The following is a 20879-nucleotide window of genomic DNA, read 5'->3' as shown; positions in this document are numbered from 1 at the left end:
TCATGTGGTATGTTTTTATCGAAGGTTCCTGCCAGTGGGGCAACAAGTACTGCTCCTGAGCGTATTTTCTACTCACCGTCAAATGACTTATTATTCTTTTCCCGAATCAGGTAAACACTTAATAGGATCAATAGTCCGCCGATCGCATACCAAACTGTGAATTTCTCTTTGTCAAGAATACCCCAAATTACGGCGACGACCGGCAATAGGAGTGAGATGGTGCTGACGAAAACTGCAGAGGTATCCTGTACCAGTTTGAAAAACAAAAACATTACTAAAGTGGTGCTGATAACCGTCAGAAAAACCAGATACCCCAGCGCTACAACGGTTTCATTGTGGCTGTAATCAATATCGGTGAAAAAGCCCGAAAAACCTAAGATTAAAAGGGAGGGCACCATCCAAATTGTGTAAATGCCGGTCGATATATCAGTCGATTTTATATGTGGCAGTTTTTTCTCAATAATGAGCGCCGCAACGGCATAAAGTGCCGAACCTATCACCAGCAGTATCGTATAATACAAATGACTTTCACCTGTTCCTGAGTTGGAAGAATACACTAAAATAATAGCTCCGATGAACCCAATGACTGCTCCGGCATATTGTATGGCCTTGTTTCTTATTCCAAAGAGCATGGCCCCTAAAATGAGTGTGAATATCGGGTCTAACGCATTGATGATGCCTGCTAAAGAACTGCTTACGCCTTGTTGCGCAATAGGAAATATAAAAACCACCAAAAAGTTGCCAAATAATCCTGATAGTGCAATCCAGAAAATATCTTTCCTTGACATTCGTTTTAAAGCAGGCCATCCAATAAACGACAAAAGCAGGCCGGACAGTCCCCCCCGGAAAGCCCCAATTTGATAAGGGTCAAAAACTGGAAGTATCTTTTTGATCAGGATAAAAGAAGAGCCCCAGATCAGGGCAATGAAAATGAGCAGAAAATATTTGTTATGAACGAATTGCTTCATACAGCGCCTTTTTTTTATTACTGCAAATTTACTGTTTTTGATTAGGATCTGATGACTAGGCCGCATTTAGACTCACCCTCGATAGTTTTTCAATGCTTTTGAAATACAGAACTCCGTAGATTACCCAAAAGCTCGCAGTAAGCCACCGTAGCTTCCGTTCAACAAGTTTTAGAAATGCATTATTTTTATCTGTAGCTGAGGGGATGATCAGTAAATCATCTCGCGTTCTGCGGACAAGAGCCAAGCTTAGTTATTAGCTGCAGTAATTGTTATTAGTCTAGTGTTGGAATTGCTAACTTACTCCGCATTTGAAGTTAAGGATAAATAACCTTAATCTTAGAAAATGACAAAGACCCGCAAGAAATACGACCGTGCGTTTAAAGAAAGAGCCGTTCAATTGAGCAAAGAAAGGAAGAACCTTTCCGAACTTGCCCGTGAGCTAGGGATAAAACCCGTACAGCTTTACAGATGGCGTAAAGAGCAAGAGGAATTTGGAGCTGGAAGCTTTCCCGGAAACGGTCATGTAAAGCAGACGCCTGAACAGGAGCGCATAAGAGCTCTTGAAAAGAAGCTTAAAGACGCAGAACTGGAACGGGATATCTTAAAAAAGGCCATCGGCATCTTTTCCAAGAGCGATCGATGATATACCGGTTCATCAAGAACCACGAGACGGTATTTCCGATTGAAAAGATGTGTAAGGTCCTGGGCATCGGCCTGAGAAGTTACTATGACTGGAAAAGCAGCGGTGTTTCTGATAGAAAACACAGGGCCATGCTGCTTCAGGAGAAGATAAAAGCTGTTTATTTTAATAAAAAGCAGCGGTACGGCAGTCCGAGAATAGCGATGGAACTGCAGGCCCAGGGAGATAAAATTTCCAGGGTCACAGTGGCCAAAACATGAAGCAGATGGGGTTGCGAAGCAAGCTGGGAAGGAAGTTCAGGACAACGACAGATTCACAGCATACGCATAAGATCATGGAAAACATATTGGACAGAGAATTTACGGTATCAGCGGTTTCAAAGGTCTGGGTGTCGGACATCACCTATATCCACACCAGAGAAGGCTTTTTATATTTAACGACCATTATCGACCTCTACGATCGCAAATGTATAGGCTGGAGCATCAGTAACGGAATGAGCGCAGAGGAAACCTCCCTGCCGGCCTGGAAGATGGCCATCAAGAATCGCGGCATCGCCCCAAAATTTTCCAGAATTACTTTGTAACTTACACAGTTCGTGGGATGCTACCAAATCAATCCGTAAGCGGGTAGACAAGGCAGACGAAGGGAGCTCTTTTACCAAACTGGTGTTGACATAAGGTATCCAATGACACTTACCTTATCTATCTGATTTCAACTTACTGTATATTTCCAAATCAGTATACCTGCCTGAGCTGAGTAATTCACCCTCTCTTTCAACTCCTTCCAAAACAAACCCTAATTTTTTCGGAATATTTTTGCTCGGTATGTTATCAACGGCGCACTTTATTTGAATCCTGTTGATTTTTAATTCATCAAAAGCAAAATCACAAATTTTTGTTACGCACATTGTCACGATCCCCTGTTTTTGATATGGTTCCGACAGCCAGTACCCAATTTCAGTCTTTTTATTTTGTTTATCTGTATCCTTAAACCCGAGTAATCCGACAAAGGCGCCGTTTTTTCTGATGGTAAACACGAATTCAAATGTATCTTCCGGCGCATTGACGATAGAGTTTACAAAGTTTTCCGTGTCTTTTAATTCCTTTGTAAAATCAACGAAAGGCAACCATTTTCCCAGGTACGCTCGTTGGCTGTCAATTGTATTAAAAATTTCAGCCGCATCCGACAATTTCAGTTGTCTCAGCGCTAACGTTGTATCTATTTTAATGTTCATCTTTATTGATTTTAATGGTTTACCGCTAATACTCCTCACTGTTCAGTTGTAAAGTTTTATTTTACCAATAAATCGCCTCACCGCTGTTTTTCGAAGCATTGTGGTTGGTTGCAAACTGGATGTAAGCTTATCTTCGGTACAAAATGAGGACTTTGGTGGAGCCGACGTCCTGTAGCGGAAAGTTTTCAAAGACAGAAATAAAAACCTGCACCAAAACGCTTAACAGAAGATGGCTTTTATTTTTTATCGTGGATTGATTTAAAAAGAAAGCCTGCACTGCTCCTAGTTTACGCAAAAAGTTCTTGCAAAGTTTTAGTCGCTATAAACATTTTTTCGCTGTCCGGTAGTTTAATAAAGTCATATTTTTTGTAAAAATTTTCGGCTTCCGCGTCGATAGGATCCACTACCACAGCAAAAGAGCCAATTTCCTCCGAAATTTCGTAACTTCTTTTCAGTGCATCTATCAAAAGCATTTTTCCAACTCCTTTTCCCTGATATTTTTTATCGATAGCCAATCTGCCAAGTAGGGTGGTGGGAATATAATTGTACGATTTTGGAAGTTTCTTCTGAATTTGTTCCGGAAAGCTACTCAAAAAGATACTGTTATTAGAAAGAGTATAATAACCCTGAATGGCCCCGGTTTCGCTTTCGCATAACACAAAGCAGGCCGAGAGTTTTCTTTTAAGATCCTGTCCTGCCTGTACTTTTAAATAGTTGTTTAATAGTTCTTTCCCACAATCAAAAAGGTTTCGATTGTGTTTTTTATTCAGCAGTTCAATCATTTTTTGGATTTTGAACCCCAGGCATTATAATCCTCTACGGCATTTTTTAATGTTGCGGAAGGTTTCTTTGGGTTTGTAACTGCATCAAAAAATATTTGACCATCTTTTTCAGAGGCTATAATCTGTTCTTTTTCCCGTATAATTTCTTTCGCTTTTTCCTGAACGGCCAGAATCACGAAGTCTGTCAAACTTCTGAAACCTCCTAAGTAAGCAGCTTTTTCAAAAAATTGTTTTTGTTCTTTCGGAAGTCTTGCATCAAATCTTGCCTGGTCTTTCATTGTTGTACTCATCGCTCAAAATGTTTTTGCAAAGGTACGTGAAATTTCCGTACCAAAGATTATTATGTACGTTAATGTTCCGTACCGGTAGATGTAATCGTACCGAAGTACTGACAGAGTCTAAGAAAAACAGTATTTGAAATATAAGAAATCCGATTAAATACCTTGCTAAGCGGTGAAGGTTTTCCTCGTTTTATGCCAACGAAAATATACCTAAAAGGTAAGAACACTTCGCACGGCAGCTATTTATGTAAAGCCACAGCGCTGGAACGGTTTCTCAGTCTTTATATCGGTGAACTTCTACTCCCGTACAGCTCACCAGTTACTTAGCTGCCTCCTCCAAAAGGTCTGCGACAGAAAACAACGGCTGTAAGGCCCGTCAATGTATGCATCTGCTTGGTAATTTTCACCTCAGTGATTAGATTAAGACAATAATCAGAAATAAAACCCTGTGAAATTTTCTTTAACCGTATGTAAAGAGGGTACACCCAAAAGCACAATGTCCGCATCCAAGCAACCATCTGTTAAAATTTATTCTTTCCTCTTAACCTTAGCAGCCGGCAGAGATAGCGGCAACGGCTCAGTAATGAAAGTTTTATCTTTTGCCGATGAAGCATTGTTTACCTTCGTCAGCTCAGACTTGTAACTGTTTTCTGGATCTTCACACAAAGTATAAAATATCGGTTTTTTTGCAACGTTGGTAAGTGTACCCGTACCCATTGAAACTGTTTGTTGTCTGTCATATTTGCGCAGGTATCTGTCGTCAGCGTAAGGATCGCTCTTAAAATACGCCGCATTGGCCGCAGCGTTTTTGTGGATATATTGGTTTTTGTTTTGGTTGTATTGGTACAATGTTTCGTCGGCAGCTCTAAAGGGTTTGTAATGTTTATTTGCAAAAACTGCCGGCGATTCTGCCGCACGCGCTATTTTTTCTTTCAGGTTGATCAGCTCCTTCCAGTTTTCATTATCACTGGAAATCTGTGCCCGTGTCAGTGCATCACCCTGACCGTAGCTCATGTACAATAATCGGGTGTGGCCGGATTTCTCATCGTCATTTAATACGGCTGTAACGTCCAGATAATCTGGCAGCGTTTTGTTATAATTGAAAATAAAATCATTGTACTGCGCTTTATTTTCGTAGCGATATTTGAACAGCATCGGATCTTCATCCTCAGCTAAAAAATCCCTATGATAAAAAGTAAAATGGTCCGCCAGCTCCGGGAAGTTTGCCACAAAGGGAGCGTCGAAACAGTTGGCATCTTCATTAAAGACCCGACGCAGCGGCTGCATGTCTAACTGAAGATACGTTTCATTGTCTTCAAACCCCGTAAATTCAGCCCGCATTTTGTTGCCCAGCTCTGGATTGTGGGTAGCGAACACCTCAAAAGTTGGCGGGCGATTAAGGTAAAAATGCAGCAGATCACCCTCAAAATAATAACGCCCGGGAATGGCAGTGGCGTACCCATAGAGCAGAAAGGTGCCGTCCTCAAATAAAGCAAGACCATCGTTACCGCCGTACAGTCCGGCATATTTCCGGTATTGCGCCCGGTGAACCATCGGATCGTCCGGGAGGATAAATTTAACCAAACCTGCGTGTGTTTCGTCAGACGTTTCCTTTTTTTGCAGTTTCCATTTCATGTGTGCACCGGTACGCTCCACCTCATACACTGCCTTCGCAAAGCTATTCATTTTACATTCGAGGGGCGACTGCGCGCGGTAGCTCGTCAGCGTGAGCGTTTTACCTTCTGCCGCATACAGTCCTTCTGTAAAGAGGCATTTTTGCTGTAACGTAAATTCCTTTCCGTATTTAAATTCAACATAGTCAACAGTTTTTTCCCGGTCTTGCTCCCCGTCCGTCAGTTTTCGCAGCACATAGTCGCCGGAAGCGTTTACGGATTCAATTTTCCAGAGTCCTTCCGGAACTAAGTCAGTCTGGGCCTGCGCGCGGATGGTAAAGAGCAGCAGCAAAAGGAAAGAGAGTGTACGCATGAGTTCTAAAATTTTTAGGTTAATGTAATATCCTTCACTGCAGACTAACTATTATTCTGTCTGAAGCGCGGCAGCACGGACGTTAGCAGGTCCTGTGACTTTTTATGTTCGTAACTAAATGCTCGTCAGTTATGAGTTGTAGTTTAAAACTATTTCTGAAGTTATGATGTACGTTATATGTTTTTGTATTGACCTTTCTGTAAAGTTTTTTATTATTCATTTAAAAAAAAACTTTGTGATTACACTCAAATGTACGTAATAATCTAATTCGACACCCCCCCCCCCCCATAATATTGATTGACAGAGTGTAGATTGCTGACGTCTGAAAGTAAGTAACCTTTTATCATGGCAGGCTGCCGCGCTTTTAATTTTGTCAGCCTCTAGCTTTCAACAAATGCACTGGGTGCGGACTGCAATCTGATGGTACGCACTTGCCGCGGTTCGGTAAGGCGGTACTCACTGTTTGAAATGTAGACAGGTCGCGCACCTACTTTTATTAATTATATCGGACTGTGATTATCCGGCATTTTGCGCAGAAGTGAGGATACCTGATTTATTGCACATTCATGAGATATCTCTCCTGAGGATTGAATGCTGTACTGATTCATTTATTATATTTACAAGCCTATAATAAAACCAATTGATGTTCAACGAAAATTCCCGCGTCAAAATTCCGGCTATTCTGCATCTCATGCGACTTGGCTATCAGTATATTCCAGCCGTGGCTCAAATAAGAATCGAAGACCATAATATTTTTAAAGATATTTTTGTAGAAAGTCTGCTGCGCATCAATCCGGATACGGACAGAGAGGAAATCGAAAGAATCTTAGACGAAATCAATCTTGAGTTGGATTATGAAGACTTGGGAAAGAAATTTTATGAAAGGCTGACCGCCACTTCCGGCATAAAACTGATCGACTTTCGGAATTTCGATAACAACAGTTTTCACGTTACCACCGAACTCACCTGCAAAAACGGGGACGAAGAGTTCAGACCCGATATCACCCTTCTGATAAATGGCATGCCGCTCGCCTTTATTGAAGTAAAGAAGCCGCACAACAAGGAAGGCGTGATTGCAGAGCGCAACCGCATCAATTCCCGCTTTAAGAATAAGTATTTCCGAAATTTTGCCAATATTACCCAACTGATGGTCTTCTCCAACAACATGGAGTACGAAGATGGCATAGTGGACCCGGTGTACGGTGCTTTTTACGCCACTTCTGCATACAGCGACCTGCATTTTAATTATTTCCGCGAAGATCCCGACTATCCGGTGCAGCAACGAATGCTGGATGTTAGCGAAGATCAGGAAATTTCCATTCTGAAAGACAATCACCTGATGGTGATCCGGCATAATCCGGAGTTTGCCACTAATAAAAATCCCAATTCTCCCACGCACAGAATGCTTACCTCGCTGTTTAGCCGGGAAAGACTGAAGTTTATTCTGCAATACGGCATTGCCTATGTGGAGACAGAAGATAATGGTAAGATTTATTGGCAGAAACATATTATGCGCTATCCGCAACTTTTTGCTACACAGGCGATCGCCTCAAAACTGGATGTGGGGCAGCGCAAGGGCATTATCTGGCATACCCAGGGGAGCGGCAAGACCGCGCTGGCCTACTTTAATGTAAAGCACCTGACCGATTACTTTCAGACGAAAGATACCATCCCGAAATTCTATTTCATAGTGGACCGGCTTGATCTTTTGGTCCAGGCCTCAACGGAATTCAGCAACCGTGGTCTGAAAGTTAAAACCGTGAACTCTAAACAGGAATTCATTAAAGATCTGAAGACGGTCGGAGCATTACATAATGACAGTGGCATTCCGGAGGTGAGTGTGGTGAACATACAGAAGTTCAGTGATGATGCGACGGTGATCGAGTATCCCGAGTATGACATCAATGTGCAGCGCATTTATTTTCTTGACGAAGCACACCGAAGTTATAATCCAAAAGGCAGCTATCTGGCAAGCCTGATCAATTCAGATAAACAAGCCATTATCATCGCCTTAACCGGAACACCTTTGCTGAAGGAAGTGGCCAAGGAATATGATTCTAAAATGCTGTTTGGGAATTACTTCCATAAATATTACTATAACATGTCCATTGCCGACGGCTATACGCTGCGGCTGATTCGTGAAGAAATTCGCGGTAATTTCAGAATGCACATGCAGGAAGTAATGGATCAGATCAAGGTTCTGCAGGGTGAGATCAAAAAGTCTGATCTGTATGCTCATCCCAAATTTGCCGAACCGCTGTTGGACTATATCGTTAAAGATTTGATTCAGTTCCGCCGTGATGAGGAGGACACTTCATTAGGCGGAATGGTGGTATGCGATTCCGCGGCGCAGGCCAAAGAACTCTTCCGGCAGTTTGAAGAAAAATACGGCACTCAGGAAACCGATGCCAGTGTGCTGATGGTAGCGGAAGCGCCTGCGAGGTATGGCAGACACGAGGAACCCCAACTTACGGCGGCACTCATCCTGCATGATGAAAATGATAAACTGACGCGGAAAGAACTGATTACCGCTTATAAAAAGGCAAAGGTCGACTTGCTCTTTGTGTATAATATGCTGCTCACCGGTTTCGATTCCAGCCGGTTGAAAAAGCTGTATCTGGCCAGAGTCATTCAGGATCATAATCTGTTGCAGACCTTAACCCGTGTCAACAGGCCTTACAAAAAATACAAATACGGCTATGTGGTCGATTTTGCGGATATTTCCAGGGAGTTCGACAAGACCAACAAAATGTATTTTGACGAACTGCAGGAGCAGTTGGGCGATGAAATGGAAATGTATTCCTACCTCTTCAAATCTGAAGCAGAAATTAAAAAGGATCTGGAAGAAATCCGGGAAACCCTTTTTCATTATGATACACAGAACAAAGAAATTTTTTCACAGCAGATTGAGCAGATTACCAACAAAGGAGAGCTGATGAAACTCATCAAGGCCCTGCGTCTGGCGAGGGAACTCAAAAATATTATTGCCGTAAACGGTTACGAAACACTGAACGGTGAGGGCGATTTTGAAATCTGGAACCGCTTGCTTACCGAGGCGCAGAACCGCCTCGACAATCTGAATTTTGTGGAAAGCATCGGCAACGAGGAAACTTCGCGCAATCTTCTGAATGCGGCGTTAGAAGATATTGTTTTCCAGTTTATTAAAGTTTCGGAAAACGAATTGGTACTCGCCGACGACTTTAAAAATATCCTGCGCAAAACCCGCGAATCCCTGCAGCTCAATATTGACCAGCATGATCCGCAGTTTATTACTTTAAGGGAGGAACTCGAGCGAATTTTCAAAAAGAAAAATCTCAGCGATGTTACGCAGGCTGATATGGTGGAGAACATGCATCTGCTGGAAAAGATTTATGACCGCGCCAAAGAACTCAACCGCAAGAATGCACTGATCCGGGCTAAGTATGAAAACGATGAAAAATATGCCCGCATACATAAAAGACTGAGCGAAAAACCCTTGCTCAACGCAAAGGAAATGCAGCTGCACCGCGCGCTGATGCAGGTGAAATCACAGGTGGACCAAAAGCTGGAAGGCCAGGAAGATATTCTGAAAAACGAAGCCTTCTTTAAAAAATACCTGATGCAGGTGGTCATCAGCGAGTTTAAGAAAAAAGAAAATATTTCACTCGATTACGCTACTACCGAAAACATCAATCATTTGATTTTGAACGAATACATTCAACTATACCAATCCAGATAACCATGACGCAGGACATCAGCTTCATGACCAAGACCAAAGCACTCATAGACAATCTGAAAAGTGTGTGTGCCAATTATGGTTTGGGAAATGACGGCAACGAATTTAAAATTATTACCCAGGTTTTCCTTTATAAATTCCTGAACGACAAGTTTCGGTATGAAGTAAAAAAAGAAAAGCCGGAACTTGCAGATGATAAAAAGTTTACCGACAAACTGAAAAATATGGACGAGGATGAGTACGCCTTTTTATTGGGCAGTCTGGATCCTAATGTTCCGCGGCTGCAGCCGTACCATCTTATTTCGCATCTGTTCACTAAGCAGAACGACGACGATTTTGCCAAGCTATTCGACGATACGCTGCGCCAGATCAGTATTGAGAATGCCGAAGTCTTTTCGGTGAAATCCTTTTCCGGAGCCAAGGATACCCTCTTCGATGAGCTTACGCAGTTTATCTCCGATTCCTCGCAGCGGGATGCATTTGCCAAAGCACTCATCAATAAACTGTTCGAATTCAGTTTCGAGGAAATGTTTAAGGAGAAATACGACTTCTTCGCCACTATTTTCGAATACCTGATTAAAGATTACAATACCGATTCCGGTGGTAAATACGCCGAATATTACACGCCGCATGCCGTAGCCCGGATTATGGCCAATATTATGGTACCCGAACCCGTGAAAGGCGTGAAAGTGTACGATCCGAGTGCGGGCTCGGGAACTTTACTCATGAGCCTGGCGCACAAGATTGGCGAGGAAAACTGTATGATTTATTCCGAAGATATCTCCCAGAAGTCGAGCAATATGCTCCGCCTGAACCTGGTGCTGAACGGACTTACGCATTCCATCCCGAACATTATCAAGACCAACACCATTGCGCATCCGTTTTATCTGGATACGAAGTTTGATTATATTGTGAGCAATCCGCCGTTCAAGCTGGATTTCTCCGATTTCCACAAGGAGCTGGACAAAGACGCCTTCAAGAAACGCTTCTTTGCCGGCATCCCGAATGTTCCGAAGGCCAAGAAGGAATCCATGGCCATCTACCTGCTGTTCATTCAGCACATTATGTACAACCTCAGCGATACCGGCAAGGCGGCTATTGTAGTGCCCACCGGTTTCATTACCGCGCAAAGCGGCATTGAAAAAAAAATCCGTGAGCGCCTGATTACCAACGGCTGGCTACGCGGCGTGGTAAGCATGCCGAGCAATATTTTTGCGAGTACCGGCACCAATGTCTCCGTGGTTTTTCTGGACAAGGAGGCCGACAGCGAACATATTATTTTAATGGATGCCTCCAAACTGGGCGAAACCATCAAGGAAGGCAAAAACCAGCGCACCGTGCTGACCCGTGATGAGGAAGCGCGGATTGTGGAAACCTTCAACAGCAAAACTGCAGTGGAAGATCTGTCGGTGGTGGTTTCCAAAGAAGAAATTGCAGCAAAGAATTATTCCTTTTCGGCCGGGCAGTATTTTGAGGTAAAAATTGAGTATGTGGATATTACACCCGAAGAATTTGCAGAAAAGATGAGTGGATTTGAAAGCCGCTTGGCAGATTTGTTTGAGCAGGGGAATAGTTTGGATAATGAAATTCAGAAACAATTACAGGGATTGAGGTATGAATAATTGGATTCAAATATCGATCGGAGAATTCATTGATTTTAATCCTGCAGAGACGATTAAGAAAGGTGTAGTTGCCCGAAAAATTTCAATGGACAAACTGGGAACGTTTCAGCGGAAAATTGTAGGCTCTGAGTATGCAGTATACAGTGCTGGACCTAAGTTTAGAAACGACGATACAGTGGTAGCTAAAATTACTCCATGCTTAGAAAACGGAAAGACTGCTTTAGTTGATGTTCTCAATGAAGATGAAGTGGCATTTGGTTCTTCGGAGTTTATCGTTTTACGCGAGAATGATTATTCAGATGCTAAGTTTATCTATTATCTAGCGCGAAGTCCTATTTTTAGAGACAGAGCAATAAGTTGTATGGAAGGAACTTCAGGACGGAAACGTGTAAATGAAGGTGCATTAAAACGGCAAGAAATTCTTGTTCCGAAATCAAAATTTGATCAAAAAAAAATTGCCGCGGTTCTTTCTGCTTTAGATGACAAAATAGAACTCAACAATCAAATCAATGCGGAGTTGGAAGCGTTGGCCAAAACGCTGTATGATTATTGGTTTGTGCAGTTTGATTTTCCCGATGAAAGCGGGAAACCTTACAAATCTTCCGGCAGAAAAATGGTGTATCATGAGGTGCTGAAAAGGGAGATTCCTGAGGGGTGGGAGGTGAAGAATATTTTTGATGTAGCAAAAGTGCAATACGGTTTCCCATTTAGTACGCAGTTTTTTAATGCTGATGAATGTGGCGTACCAGTTATAAGAATTAGAGATATTCTGGAGAATTCAATATCTAATTATTCCTCAGAAAATAATGTTGATGAAAAATATTTAATTAGTAAAGGTGATCTACTTATTGGAATGGATGGAAATTTCCATATCAATTATTGGTCAAAAAATGGTTGTTATTTAAATCAGCGGGTTGTAATGATTAAGGAAAAAAATATTCCCAATATGTTAGTTAGGTATCAGATTGAACCATATATAAAACTGAGGGAGAAATCTGTTTCCAGAACAACGGTAGGCCATCTTAGCGACAAGGATCTAAAAAGATTGAATATTCTAGTTCCTACTAAAACAGTTGCGGAGAAATCGAAGAAGTTATTTGATCGCTTCCTGCAGAAAATTGTAACTAATCAAAACCAAAACCAAGAACTCGCGCAATTACGGGATTGGTTGTTGCCGATGTTGATGAATGGGCAGGTAACGGTAGGTGAGGTGGAGGAAAAGGGTATGGTGGCGGAGGAGAGAACAAAATACAAAAGTCAATAAAATATAAATGGATCAAAAACTTAGTTTTTTAACAAAAGAGTTAGTTGATAACGCAGTTCTTGAAATAAATAAAAATGGTATACCGAAGAGTCGGGAGGGAAGTACATATGCAATACTTATAAACAATAAAGAGTACCCTTTTAAACTGCTGGTAACAGAAGCAGCTAAACTTGCCGGAGTCAGGTTATCCTCAAATGATTTTGGTAGTTCCGATTCCAATCGTTATGATTTTGAATAAATATCAGGCTATCAAGTAATTATGAAAGTAAATAACAAGTCTGAATTTGTAAGATTTAAAAATCTTTTAGAGTATTTTGTAGCTCATTTAGAATATATTTCAAACCAAAATTCAATGGGAAGGGGTTATGAAAGGTATATAAAGCCGTTGGTTGATAATGGAAACTTCAAGACGAGCGGACAAGGGTGGAATGGGGCAGCAATTCAGCAGCAAGTTCAATCGTGGGACACGTATCCAGATGGAAAAATTTGTATTAATATTCAAAGTAATTATGGTTCATATGCGTCTGTAAAATGCTATTTAAACTGGCAGGATACCGGAATTAATATTCTAGCATCGTGGAACAACGGTGAAATCGTAGGATTATATCAGGATGAATTCATCTATTGGGAGAAACCAACGCGACGAACAAATACCGGCAAGGTTTATACAATCGAAATGTTAAAATTGTTCGAGGGAGAAATAATTACAGAGCACCTAAAGGACTTTTTTCACTCTTTTATTAGTAAATATGAAGTGCTGAAGAAAAATGAAATAATCAAGGAGCAGATGAAGACTGTCAATAAATTTAAAGAAGTACTGGAGCATAAAAAACAAATTATTCTGCAAGGTCCTCCCGGCACCGGAAAAACCCGCCAGGCTAAACTAATAGCAAAAGAAATGTTACGCTTGGAAAGTGTAGATGATTTAGCCGATAATACGCAGTTTAAACTTGTGCAGTTACATCCCAGTTATACCTATGAAGATTTTGTACGTGGGATCGTTTCAAAACCCAATCCTGAGGGCGACGGAATTGTTTATGAAGCCGAGAACAAAACACTGGCTGCCTTTGCTGAAGCTGCTCTCGCAAACTATAAGAATGCGACACAAAAAAGTCCTATTTCACCGGTATCAGATGTTTTTGAAGCCTTTATAGAATATGTAAAGGACGAAATGGCGTTGGATGTCAACCATAAATACCCAATCACTGATGCGGTTTACCTTTTTGCGGCAGATGAAACCAGGTTTAAGTACAAAGGCGATAACTGGGTAGCTCATCAGAAAGGGCTGAATATGAAGTTTTCAGAATTGAAACAAATCATTGAAGCTGACATTAGGGAACGGCAGGAGATTAAAAAAATGACTGCACTGGAAGAACTTACCCGGCAACATGCAACTTACTTTTTAAAAGTTGCCGAGCGATTTTACGAGTTCAAAGCCAATTATAAAGTAGCAGACAACAAGTCTGAGAGTACACAATTAAAAAATTACGTGTTGATTATCGACGAGATCAACCGCGCCAATCTTTCCTCGGTTTTAGGAGAACTAATTTACGCTTTGGAATACCGCAATGAACCTGTAGAAAGCATGTATGAAGTTGACGGTTCAGCACAGCTTGTTTTACCACCTAACCTCTACATCATCGGCACTATGAATACCGCCGATCGAAGTGTAGGTCATATAGATTATGCGATTAGGAGAAGATTTGCTTTTGTGGACGTCTTGCCGGAAGAATTAGAAGATAATGAGGAAATATACTTCAACAAAAATGATTTCCAGCTGGTAGCAAGTCTTTTTACGGATCAGAATATAAGTCCCGAATTTGAAATAAACGCTGTGCAGATTGGCCACAGTTATTTCATTGTAAAAAAATCAGAGGCACAAAATGAAGAAGAGCGGGATAAACTTTTTGATCTTAAAATGCAGTATGAAGTACTACCCATTTTGGAAGAATATGTGCAGGATGGAATTTTACTGGGAAAAGTAGGAGAGCAGCCCATTCTGGACTATATCCGGTCACTTAAGAAACAGGTATGAAAATTCTGCTTTCAGAACATAAAATCCAAACCATTATCAGGGGAGATCATGCCGGTGCAGAAAATGATTTAGCGTTTGCTGATGACCTTTTCGCAAAACTGGATGCAAATAAAATCAAAGCCTTTAAATCCGAGCATGGCCGAAACATTTATCCTTTTCATCTCAGCTTAAAAGAGCATACTTGCGAGTTGAGAGCGGATTATTATGTAGGTGTTGACTGGTTAATTGAAGGTGAAAAATTTGTTCAGGTAGAGCCTAAACTGAACACCTCGGCCATTTCTTCTTTCGTCAAAAAAACTGAAACAGATGAATTTGATCATCAGAAAACGCGCGAAGATGACAACCCGTACGACGAACCTGCCTCAGAGGAAGCTATGGCTGAGGTAGATTATCTCCGCATGTTGCTTGAATTGGCCGGAAATCCCTATACGGTTCCCTTCATTCCTGCTGTACTGACGATTGATTGGGAAGCAGAGCCCATTATCCTTGAGCAGCGCGACGACCGGTTGACTCCTTTTTTGATCGTCCAGTTTTTACAGTTGTTGAAGTCTATTGTTAGAAAAGGACTGAAAAAATCCTACTACACCGTAGATCAAAACCTGGCTAATCGTGTTAAAGGTAAAATCCTAGTAGGGCAGAACATCAAGCAAAATGTTCTCAGAAACAGGATGACCAGGACTGTTTGTAGATATCAGGAATTTGGCTCAGACACGTTAGAAAATCGCTTTTTAAAGAAGGTGTTAACTTTCGCAACACATTATGTGCGAAATGACAAGGTGTTTTTTAAACGGAACAGTGGGAATAAAACGCATTCTACATTCGAGGAGGAATTGCTGCACATCATTAATTACTGTCGTCCCGCTTTCGAGCACGTGTCTGATGACGTCAGAGAAACAGATTTAAAAAATATAAAATATAACCCGTTCTTTCAGGAATACAAGGAAGCGATTCAACTTGGCAGCCATATTTTAAAAAAGTATTCTTATAACATATCGAATACCGCTGAGCTCAAAGTTAAAACGCCGCCCTTCTGGATCGATATGCCCCTGCTTTTTGAATTGTTTGTCTATCATAAACTTTTAAAAGCAAATCCATCCGCTCAGAACAAAATCATCTATCAGTTTGGCACCTATGGCAACTACCTGGATCTTCTGGTGAAAGACGGAGCAAACTCGATGATCATCGATGCAAAATATAAACTTCATTACCAGCACAGCCACATTCATCACGACATCCGGCAGGTTTCGGGTTATGCAAGGTTAAGGAAAGTTCGGCAGGAAGTAGGACTGGATTTACACGATGACCGGAACATAGCTTGTTTGATTATTTATCCCACCATGTCAGATAATTTTGAAATTCTGAACCTTGACAGCATGTACAGATTAATAAATGATAATAAAGATGATTCTCCCTTTGCAATCAAAGCCTACCATCAAGTTTATAAAATGGGAGTTGCACTACCGGTTATTTAATTAACCAATAACCATTAATTTTCTTTCGATATGCCGATAAACCCTCTTTTTGCTTTCACCCGCTTTTATAAAGGCCCCGACACAGAACCCGATACTAATGAAAACAATGAACGCCTCATTTGGGACTACGAACGAATGTGGGTCCAGCGCGATGAGATGCGTGATGAAAGTAGCGCCATGGTACGGGAGTATATTGATGATGTTCTTCCGCTGTGGAGCGAAGAAGATGGAATCCCGTTTTCGCTGAAAGCGCTGCTATATAATCGTTATTCGCACTGGTTGGGCGGTTACGGTTTGGAATCTGATGTGGCAGGCTTTAAGCATTTTATCAAGCGGGATTACCTGCGCCTTGATTTTTTAGAAGAGTGACTTCCATGCAAAAAGAACAACGCTTGCAAAGCCCGACGGGCTGAAATTATTTTAACTTTTCCGTGAGCAATCATTGAACCCGGTTAGGTTATATTTTATATGTTGATTCGGGATTTCTACGAGATGTTTTAAAATCGCAACTGCGCGAGCGAAGCGAGCGCTAAACAGTATTGAAAGATAAATTATTTTGAGTAATGGCTGTTATGTAAACGATTCATCATAAATTCAGCGGCATTGTATATTGCTTTTTGTGAAATCTTCCGTAACATAACACCGTCAAACCTTCAAGGTTTTTTAAACCTTGAAGGTTTCAATAAATCAACATTCACAAAAAAAATCCATCAAAATCCCCAACCCACCCAAAGCCCACCCAAAGCCCAATCCTAAGCATGGATAGTGCATGGGTAATGCATGGAAGGGCATACCGGTATATTCATGCCGATTTTGCCGGTTTTTGCCGGGTCCTACTGCTTTATAGGGTCGCTGATATATGTGTTAAATGTACTACTCTTCAGCTTCATCCTCGTTTGACGTGCCATCTGAATAAGTGCAAATTTTCTTTTCGTATTTCGGCCGAAGGTTTCGATGCCATTTGGATTATTCAAAATAGGAACTTTAAATACGGTACGCTGCTGTAAAATTACAGTTGCATACGGTGCAGTTTTCAGAATTCTCAACTGAATTACGTAATGCTCACAAGAAATACGCTGTCTTTGCTTTTGCGCAAGATTTCATACTCGCTGCTTAATTTATCTTTAAACAGTTCAGTTGGCACTTCACACAAACCATTTCGTTCAATACGTCCGGTGGACAACCTGATTTTATTTCTGGCAATAAATGCATACACATCAGTTATGGAAATAAAACAGTCATATCTGCATTCCCAGCTGCTGTAACTCTTAAATTTTTCTGTTTCATCGAAAATGATCGCGGTAAAATTCCAGGGAGAAGAATTTTTATTTTCGCGTTGTAACAGATATTCTTTATTTACTTCCGCCAATCCGATTAACCGAGCACCCGCAATCTGCCAGGAAGTGCTCTTAAGGTAATCGTCATACACGATCGTATTCTCTTTATAAGTCTCCGAACTTTCCTTTGTGCAACTGTTGATAAAAATCAGGACTGCCATGCCAGCGCACCACAGAGTTTTTAAAATTAGATTTGTCCAGTTTTTCATTTTTGTAATGATTCGGCGTGAAACTTTTACTTAAACATTTCCTTTTTCACATCCGACTTCTTTTTACTCACCAGTGCCAGCCGTCCCTCTTTAAAATCAAACACTTGTTCTTCAGACCAGCTCCAGCCTTGCTCTTCGCGCAAATTCACGCCGCTCGCTTTATACGAAACGATAATCCGTTTGCCCTCTACCTTCATATAGATCTCATCAAAGCTTTCCTGGACGGTCGCGGTAATAGGAACTGTAGGGCAGTTCTCCAGCTCTTTCAAAATATTGTTATCTTCCCGAAACCAATGCCGTAGAAATTCCAGATGCTTCGTGGAACATTGAGAACCGAGACCAACCGCTGAAATGATTTTGCATTTTAAATTCTCTGTGCTGTCGCCGTCCCAGTCGCAATCGTTTCCAATAAAAGTCGCAACATAACCGAGCGCCGCTTTTTCCGGATCAGTGATGTTTTTTAAGTAATCTTGGTTAAGCTCCAGGTCATGATACGCGCTTTCCTTATTCCGCCACAAAACTTTAGTATTATGATTTTTTAACTGAAGCGGCTGAACAACTTTTGCAGAAACAACAAATGGAACAAAGTCCAGAAATTCAGGATCTCCGGCCGGGCGCAAACTATCCATCTTCCACCGAACGCGCAAACGGTCGCCACGCACGAAGGTCGGCTGCTCTTCATTATAAATGAGCGAGACTGAATCTTTGCCCTTTTTAAAGAGCATATAAGAGTCATCATAATCATCTGAAAAACTGATGTATTCGAGGTCATCCGTATATATTGTGCCCAGCTGCAGTTTTTCGCCGGGGCGAATGTTGCTTTGTAACGTATCGATCGCAGGTGTCGCCGGTATTTTTGCGAGCAGACTTTTACTGGCTGTTTCATATTGACAGGAAGGAAGAAGTGGGACACAAACGGCGAAGGCAAAGAAGGTATAAAAAAATATTTTCATTCAAATATGATGTATAAAATAATAACCTGTAAAGTACCGTTTTTTAAGATCATAATCATGACTTAATACAAGTAGTTTTAAGTAAAGATTAAAACCTGTTTTTGCCTGATTTTTTCTACTTACGTTTCAGAAAAATCATAAGCGTTCAGCCTGATACATTTCTACACATTTTCAGGTGATGCAGTAAACAATCTTCCCCTAACAAAAATTACATGTGCAGTTTCCTTTCAATCGTAAGTAACGCAAAAGCAAAAAGAAAGCCAGTGGCAGGCACTGACTTTCGGCATTTACTGAGATGATTTTTAGTTGTCATCGGGCAGGAAACTGTACTCTTTGGCGTAATACAACATCTGCTCGGCAAAGGTTTTCGGATACTTCAGGACATAATCCGTTGCTTTGCCATCGGCACCCATCACCGGGGTGATATACGGATTGACGAAACCGCGGTAGGGCGCTTCATCGTATTTCGAGTTACGCTCCAGCACTTCCCGGTGAATCGCCTGGTCTACTTTTACGCCGTAATTTTCCACTAGGTTTTTGGCCGCATTATAATCACCTTCGGATTTGATCCGCTGGGTTTCGCGCAGTAACTGGCCAAACAGCTCGTGCAGTTTTGCGTAATCATTAATGTTATAATACGTTTTTTCGTTGCGAACCACTTTCTCGATGACGTTGTCTTTTTTGCCTTTCTCGAACACCCACGCACTAACCCACTGGCGGTTGCGCATGTGCGACTCCTCGATATCGGCGCCCGGTTCCAGGCGGACGAGCTGCATCATCAGGCCATTGCGGATGTAGTTATCGTACGCCGCCATGCCAACCTCTTTCCAGTTGTCAACCAGGCCCAGTTCCTGCAGTTTCGGATCGTATAAATAGTACAGGCCTACCAGGTCGGCACGGCCTTCCTCCATGGTGGAGGCGTAGCTCTTCAAAGTTTCCTTTGGTGTTCCCACACCCGGATTGATCTGGCCGGAAGCGTGGCCCACCACTTCGTGCAGCGCTGTGTGCAGTTTGCCGGCGAGCTCGCCGTACTTTTGTGCCAGTCGCAGTTCCTCCTCATCGTGCACGAATTCTTTCAGCCGGCCGGAACCGCCTGCTTTGTTATAGGCCTCGATGATGTTTCCCAGTGAGATGGATTTTGAGCCGTGTTCTGCGCGGATCCAGTCGGCATTCGGCAGGTTGACGCCAATCGGCGTGCTTGGTGAAGAATCTCCTGACTCGGAAGCCACGATCACCGTCTTATAGCTCACGCCCACCACGTTTTTCTTCTTGTGTTGCGGCATCAGCGGCGAGTTGTCTTCAAACCACTGCGCTTCTCGGGACAGCACTTCCATCTTTTTAGACATATCGAAATCCTTAATCTGCACCACGCTTTCATAAGAACCTTTGTGTCCCAGCGGATCGCTGTACACCTCGATAAAGCCGTTGTTATAATCAATGTTTCCTTCGGTGGCTTCCACCCAGGCGATATTATAATCGTCCCAGGTTTTTAGGTCGCCGGTGCGGTAATATTTGATGAGCAGATCGAGTGCGTTCGCTTGTTTTTGATTTTCAGTGACCGTTTTGGCCTTTTCCAGCCAGTAGATCATTTTATCGAGGGCAGCGCCATACATGCCGCCGCTGCGCCAGACCATTTCTTTCAGCTTGCCGTTTTCTTTCACCAGTTTGGAATTCAGGCCTGTGGAAAGCGGCCTGTTCGGGTCAGGGCTTTTCATGTTGGCGTAAAATTGTTCTGCCTCCGCAGCGGTAACACCTTCCCCGTAGAAGTTAACTGCCGAACCGCGCAGTAAACCTTTGTTCAGATCTAAGTTTACTTTCTTGGCATCTTTGTCATTAAATAATATAGCGACTACCGAAGCCTCCAGTTTGGTGTTTGTTTGTTTTAGAAGCTGCTCGAAATACGATTGCGTGAAAGCTGGCCGGATCTTGTCATTGGAATAGTGATGATGGATTCCGTTGGAAAACCAGATGCGTTTCAGGTAGGTTTCAAAATTCTTCCAGTCAGCACTGTTGCGGTCTCCTTTGTAATTTTCGTACACATGTTCCAGCGCCCGGCGGATCTTCAGGTTGTTCTTATAATTCTGATCCCAGCTGATATCGCGTCCGGCATATCCCGCTTGGCTCAGGTAATACACATATTCCTTTTCCTTTAATGTAAGATTGTCCCAGCCGGGCACATCGTACCGCAGGACTTCGACATCGGCAAAACGGTCGATGCTGTTTTGTTCATTCGGACGGGTCTGCTCCTGATTGTTTCCTGATGCTGCTGTATTTTGTTGAGCTGTGCAGGAAAACAGCAAAGCTGCCGCCAGCGCTAACAAGGTTATTTTGGTTTGTTTCATAACTGAGATTTATACAAAGATATTTATTTCCGGATTGTA

The 20879-nt window shown here is 42.1% G+C and carries 18 protein-coding genes; 10 read left to right on the top strand and 8 right to left on the bottom strand.

What is annotated here, in order from left to right; translation table 11 throughout:
- Positions 1 to 68: 68 nt before the first annotated feature.
- Positions 69 to 968 carry a DMT family transporter gene (locus MVI27_RS07275; RefSeq protein ID WP_246960154.1) on the bottom strand — a complete coding sequence of 300 codons (900 nt, stop codon included), beginning with the start codon at positions 966 to 968 and terminating at the stop codon, positions 69 to 71.
- Positions 969 to 1311: 343 nt separating this feature from the next.
- Between MVI27_RS07275 and MVI27_RS07270 the strand changes: the two genes are divergently transcribed.
- The 3 genes from MVI27_RS07270 to MVI27_RS07260 all read left to right on the top strand — a co-directional run bounded on the left by MVI27_RS07270 (position 1312) and on the right by MVI27_RS07260 (position 2191).
- Positions 1312 to 1611, top strand: a complete 300-nt coding sequence (locus tag MVI27_RS07270; protein ID WP_246960153.1) for a transposase — start codon at positions 1312 to 1314, stop codon at positions 1609 to 1611.
- Positions 1612 to 1658: 47 nt separating this feature from the next.
- Positions 1659 to 1868 carry an IS3 family transposase gene (locus tag MVI27_RS07265; protein ID WP_246960152.1) on the top strand — a complete coding sequence of 70 codons (210 nt, stop codon included), beginning with the start codon at positions 1659 to 1661 and terminating at the stop codon, positions 1866 to 1868.
- A 74-nt stretch (positions 1869 to 1942) separates the two neighbouring features.
- Positions 1943 to 2191 carry a DDE-type integrase/transposase/recombinase gene (locus tag MVI27_RS07260; protein WP_246960151.1) on the top strand — a complete coding sequence of 83 codons (249 nt, stop codon included), beginning with the start codon at positions 1943 to 1945 and terminating at the stop codon, positions 2189 to 2191.
- A gap of 114 nt (positions 2192 to 2305) precedes the next feature.
- Here the strand turns inward: MVI27_RS07260 and MVI27_RS07255 are convergent, their stop codons facing one another.
- The 4 genes from MVI27_RS07255 to MVI27_RS07240 form a co-directional block, all read right to left on the bottom strand.
- The gene (locus MVI27_RS07255) at positions 2306 to 2842 is read right to left on the bottom strand and encodes a GNAT family N-acetyltransferase (RefSeq protein ID WP_246960150.1); all 537 of its coding nucleotides are present in this window, start codon (positions 2840 to 2842) and stop codon (positions 2306 to 2308) included.
- 287 nt (positions 2843 to 3129) lie between these two features.
- Positions 3130 to 3624: a GNAT family N-acetyltransferase gene (locus tag MVI27_RS07250; RefSeq protein ID WP_246960149.1), complete on the bottom strand. Its 495-nt coding sequence runs from the start codon at positions 3622 to 3624 to the stop codon at positions 3130 to 3132.
- Complete coding sequence (locus MVI27_RS07245; RefSeq protein ID WP_246960148.1) at positions 3621 to 3902, bottom strand: type II toxin-antitoxin system TacA family antitoxin; 282 nt, start codon at positions 3900 to 3902, stop codon at positions 3621 to 3623. Before MVI27_RS07245 ends, MVI27_RS07250 begins: the two co-directional genes overlap by 4 nt.
- A gap of 531 nt (positions 3903 to 4433) precedes the next feature.
- Entirely contained in the window at positions 4434 to 5891 is a 1458-nt protein-coding gene (locus tag MVI27_RS07240; protein WP_246960147.1) for a hypothetical protein, read from the bottom strand.
- A 643-nt stretch (positions 5892 to 6534) separates the two neighbouring features.
- Between MVI27_RS07240 and MVI27_RS07235 the strand changes: the two genes are divergently transcribed.
- Genes MVI27_RS07235 through MVI27_RS07205 form a run of 7 tightly spaced genes read left to right on the top strand, consistent with a single transcriptional unit; the run spans position 6535 to position 16368 of the window.
- Complete coding sequence (locus MVI27_RS07235) at positions 6535 to 9609, top strand: type I restriction endonuclease subunit R (protein WP_246960146.1); 3075 nt, start codon at positions 6535 to 6537, stop codon at positions 9607 to 9609.
- 2 nt (positions 9610 to 9611) lie between these two features.
- A complete protein-coding gene (locus tag MVI27_RS07230; protein WP_246960145.1) occupies positions 9612 to 11228 on the top strand; it encodes an HsdM family class I SAM-dependent methyltransferase in 1617 nt (538 codons plus the stop codon).
- Positions 11221 to 12492, top strand: a complete 1272-nt coding sequence (locus MVI27_RS07225) for a restriction endonuclease subunit S (protein ID WP_246960143.1) — start codon at positions 11221 to 11223, stop codon at positions 12490 to 12492. Before MVI27_RS07230 ends, MVI27_RS07225 begins: the two co-directional genes overlap by 8 nt.
- A 7-nt stretch (positions 12493 to 12499) precedes the next feature.
- Positions 12500 to 12730: a hypothetical protein gene (locus MVI27_RS07220; protein ID WP_246960141.1), complete on the top strand. Its 231-nt coding sequence runs from the start codon at positions 12500 to 12502 to the stop codon at positions 12728 to 12730.
- A gap of 21 nt (positions 12731 to 12751) precedes the next feature.
- Entirely contained in the window at positions 12752 to 14527 is a 1776-nt protein-coding gene (locus MVI27_RS07215) for an AAA family ATPase (protein WP_246960139.1), read from the top strand.
- Positions 14524 to 15999 carry an McrC family protein gene (locus MVI27_RS07210; RefSeq protein ID WP_246960138.1) on the top strand — a complete coding sequence of 492 codons (1476 nt, stop codon included), beginning with the start codon at positions 14524 to 14526 and terminating at the stop codon, positions 15997 to 15999. Before MVI27_RS07215 ends, MVI27_RS07210 begins: the two co-directional genes overlap by 4 nt.
- 30 nt (positions 16000 to 16029) lie before the next feature.
- Entirely contained in the window at positions 16030 to 16368 is a 339-nt protein-coding gene (locus MVI27_RS07205; protein ID WP_246960137.1) for a hypothetical protein, read from the top strand.
- 682 nt (positions 16369 to 17050) lie between these two features.
- Here the strand turns inward: MVI27_RS07205 and MVI27_RS07200 are convergent.
- The 3 genes from MVI27_RS07200 to MVI27_RS07190 all read right to left on the bottom strand — a co-directional run bounded on the left by MVI27_RS07200 (position 17051) and on the right by MVI27_RS07190 (position 20840).
- On the bottom strand, positions 17051 to 17497 hold the full coding sequence (locus MVI27_RS07200) for a hypothetical protein (protein WP_246960136.1): 447 nt from the start codon (positions 17495 to 17497) through the stop codon (positions 17051 to 17053).
- Positions 17498 to 17571: 74 nt separating this feature from the next.
- Positions 17572 to 18498: a hypothetical protein gene (locus tag MVI27_RS07195; protein ID WP_246960135.1), complete on the bottom strand. Its 927-nt coding sequence runs from the start codon at positions 18496 to 18498 to the stop codon at positions 17572 to 17574.
- Between the two features lie 302 nt (positions 18499 to 18800).
- Positions 18801 to 20840, bottom strand: a complete 2040-nt coding sequence (locus MVI27_RS07190; RefSeq protein WP_246960134.1) for a dipeptidyl peptidase 3 — start codon at positions 20838 to 20840, stop codon at positions 18801 to 18803.
- Positions 20841 to 20879 lie beyond the last annotated feature (39 nt).

The sequence above is a fragment of the Chryseobacterium salipaludis genome, from assembly GCF_022968825.1.
In the GTDB taxonomy this organism is placed as follows: domain Bacteria; phylum Bacteroidota; class Bacteroidia; order Flavobacteriales; family Weeksellaceae; genus Kaistella; species Kaistella salipaludis.
Note: the sequence above shows the minus strand (reverse complement) of the source record. Positions and strands in the feature narration are given on the sequence as shown.

What these genes read in the sequence shown, in the direction of transcription:
- MVI27_RS07275 (WP_246960154.1), bottom strand. Translation starts at nt 968, where the DNA reads ATGAAGCAATTCGTTCATAACAAATATTTTCTGCTCATTTTCATTGCC.
- MVI27_RS07270 (WP_246960153.1), top strand. Translation starts at nt 1,312, where the DNA reads ATGACAAAGACCCGCAAGAAATACGACCGTGCGTTTAAAGAAAGAGCC.
- MVI27_RS07265 (WP_246960152.1), top strand. Translation starts at nt 1,659, where the DNA reads ATGTGTAAGGTCCTGGGCATCGGCCTGAGAAGTTACTATGACTGGAAA.
- MVI27_RS07260 (WP_246960151.1), top strand. Translation starts at nt 1,943, where the DNA reads ATGGAAAACATATTGGACAGAGAATTTACGGTATCAGCGGTTTCAAAG.
- MVI27_RS07255 (WP_246960150.1), bottom strand. Translation starts at nt 2,842, where the DNA reads ATGAACATTAAAATAGATACAACGTTAGCGCTGAGACAACTGAAATTG.
- MVI27_RS07250 (WP_246960149.1), bottom strand. Translation starts at nt 3,624, where the DNA reads ATGATTGAACTGCTGAATAAAAAACACAATCGAAACCTTTTTGATTGT.
- MVI27_RS07245 (WP_246960148.1), bottom strand. Translation starts at nt 3,902, where the DNA reads ATGAAAGACCAGGCAAGATTTGATGCAAGACTTCCGAAAGAACAAAAA.
- MVI27_RS07240 (WP_246960147.1), bottom strand. Translation starts at nt 5,891, where the DNA reads ATGCGTACACTCTCTTTCCTTTTGCTGCTGCTCTTTACCATCCGCGCG.
- MVI27_RS07235 (WP_246960146.1), top strand. Translation starts at nt 6,535, where the DNA reads ATGTTCAACGAAAATTCCCGCGTCAAAATTCCGGCTATTCTGCATCTC.
- MVI27_RS07230 (WP_246960145.1), top strand. Translation starts at nt 9,612, where the DNA reads ATGACGCAGGACATCAGCTTCATGACCAAGACCAAAGCACTCATAGAC.
- MVI27_RS07225 (WP_246960143.1), top strand. Translation starts at nt 11,221, where the DNA reads ATGAATAATTGGATTCAAATATCGATCGGAGAATTCATTGATTTTAAT.
- MVI27_RS07220 (WP_246960141.1), top strand. Translation starts at nt 12,500, where the DNA reads ATGGATCAAAAACTTAGTTTTTTAACAAAAGAGTTAGTTGATAACGCA.
- MVI27_RS07215 (WP_246960139.1), top strand. Translation starts at nt 12,752, where the DNA reads ATGAAAGTAAATAACAAGTCTGAATTTGTAAGATTTAAAAATCTTTTA.
- MVI27_RS07210 (WP_246960138.1), top strand. Translation starts at nt 14,524, where the DNA reads ATGAAAATTCTGCTTTCAGAACATAAAATCCAAACCATTATCAGGGGA.
- MVI27_RS07205 (WP_246960137.1), top strand. Translation starts at nt 16,030, where the DNA reads ATGCCGATAAACCCTCTTTTTGCTTTCACCCGCTTTTATAAAGGCCCC.
- MVI27_RS07200 (WP_246960136.1), bottom strand. Translation starts at nt 17,497, where the DNA reads ATGGCAGTCCTGATTTTTATCAACAGTTGCACAAAGGAAAGTTCGGAG.
- MVI27_RS07195 (WP_246960135.1), bottom strand. Translation starts at nt 18,498, where the DNA reads ATGAAAATATTTTTTTATACCTTCTTTGCCTTCGCCGTTTGTGTCCCA.
- MVI27_RS07190 (WP_246960134.1), bottom strand. Translation starts at nt 20,840, where the DNA reads ATGAAACAAACCAAAATAACCTTGTTAGCGCTGGCGGCAGCTTTGCTG.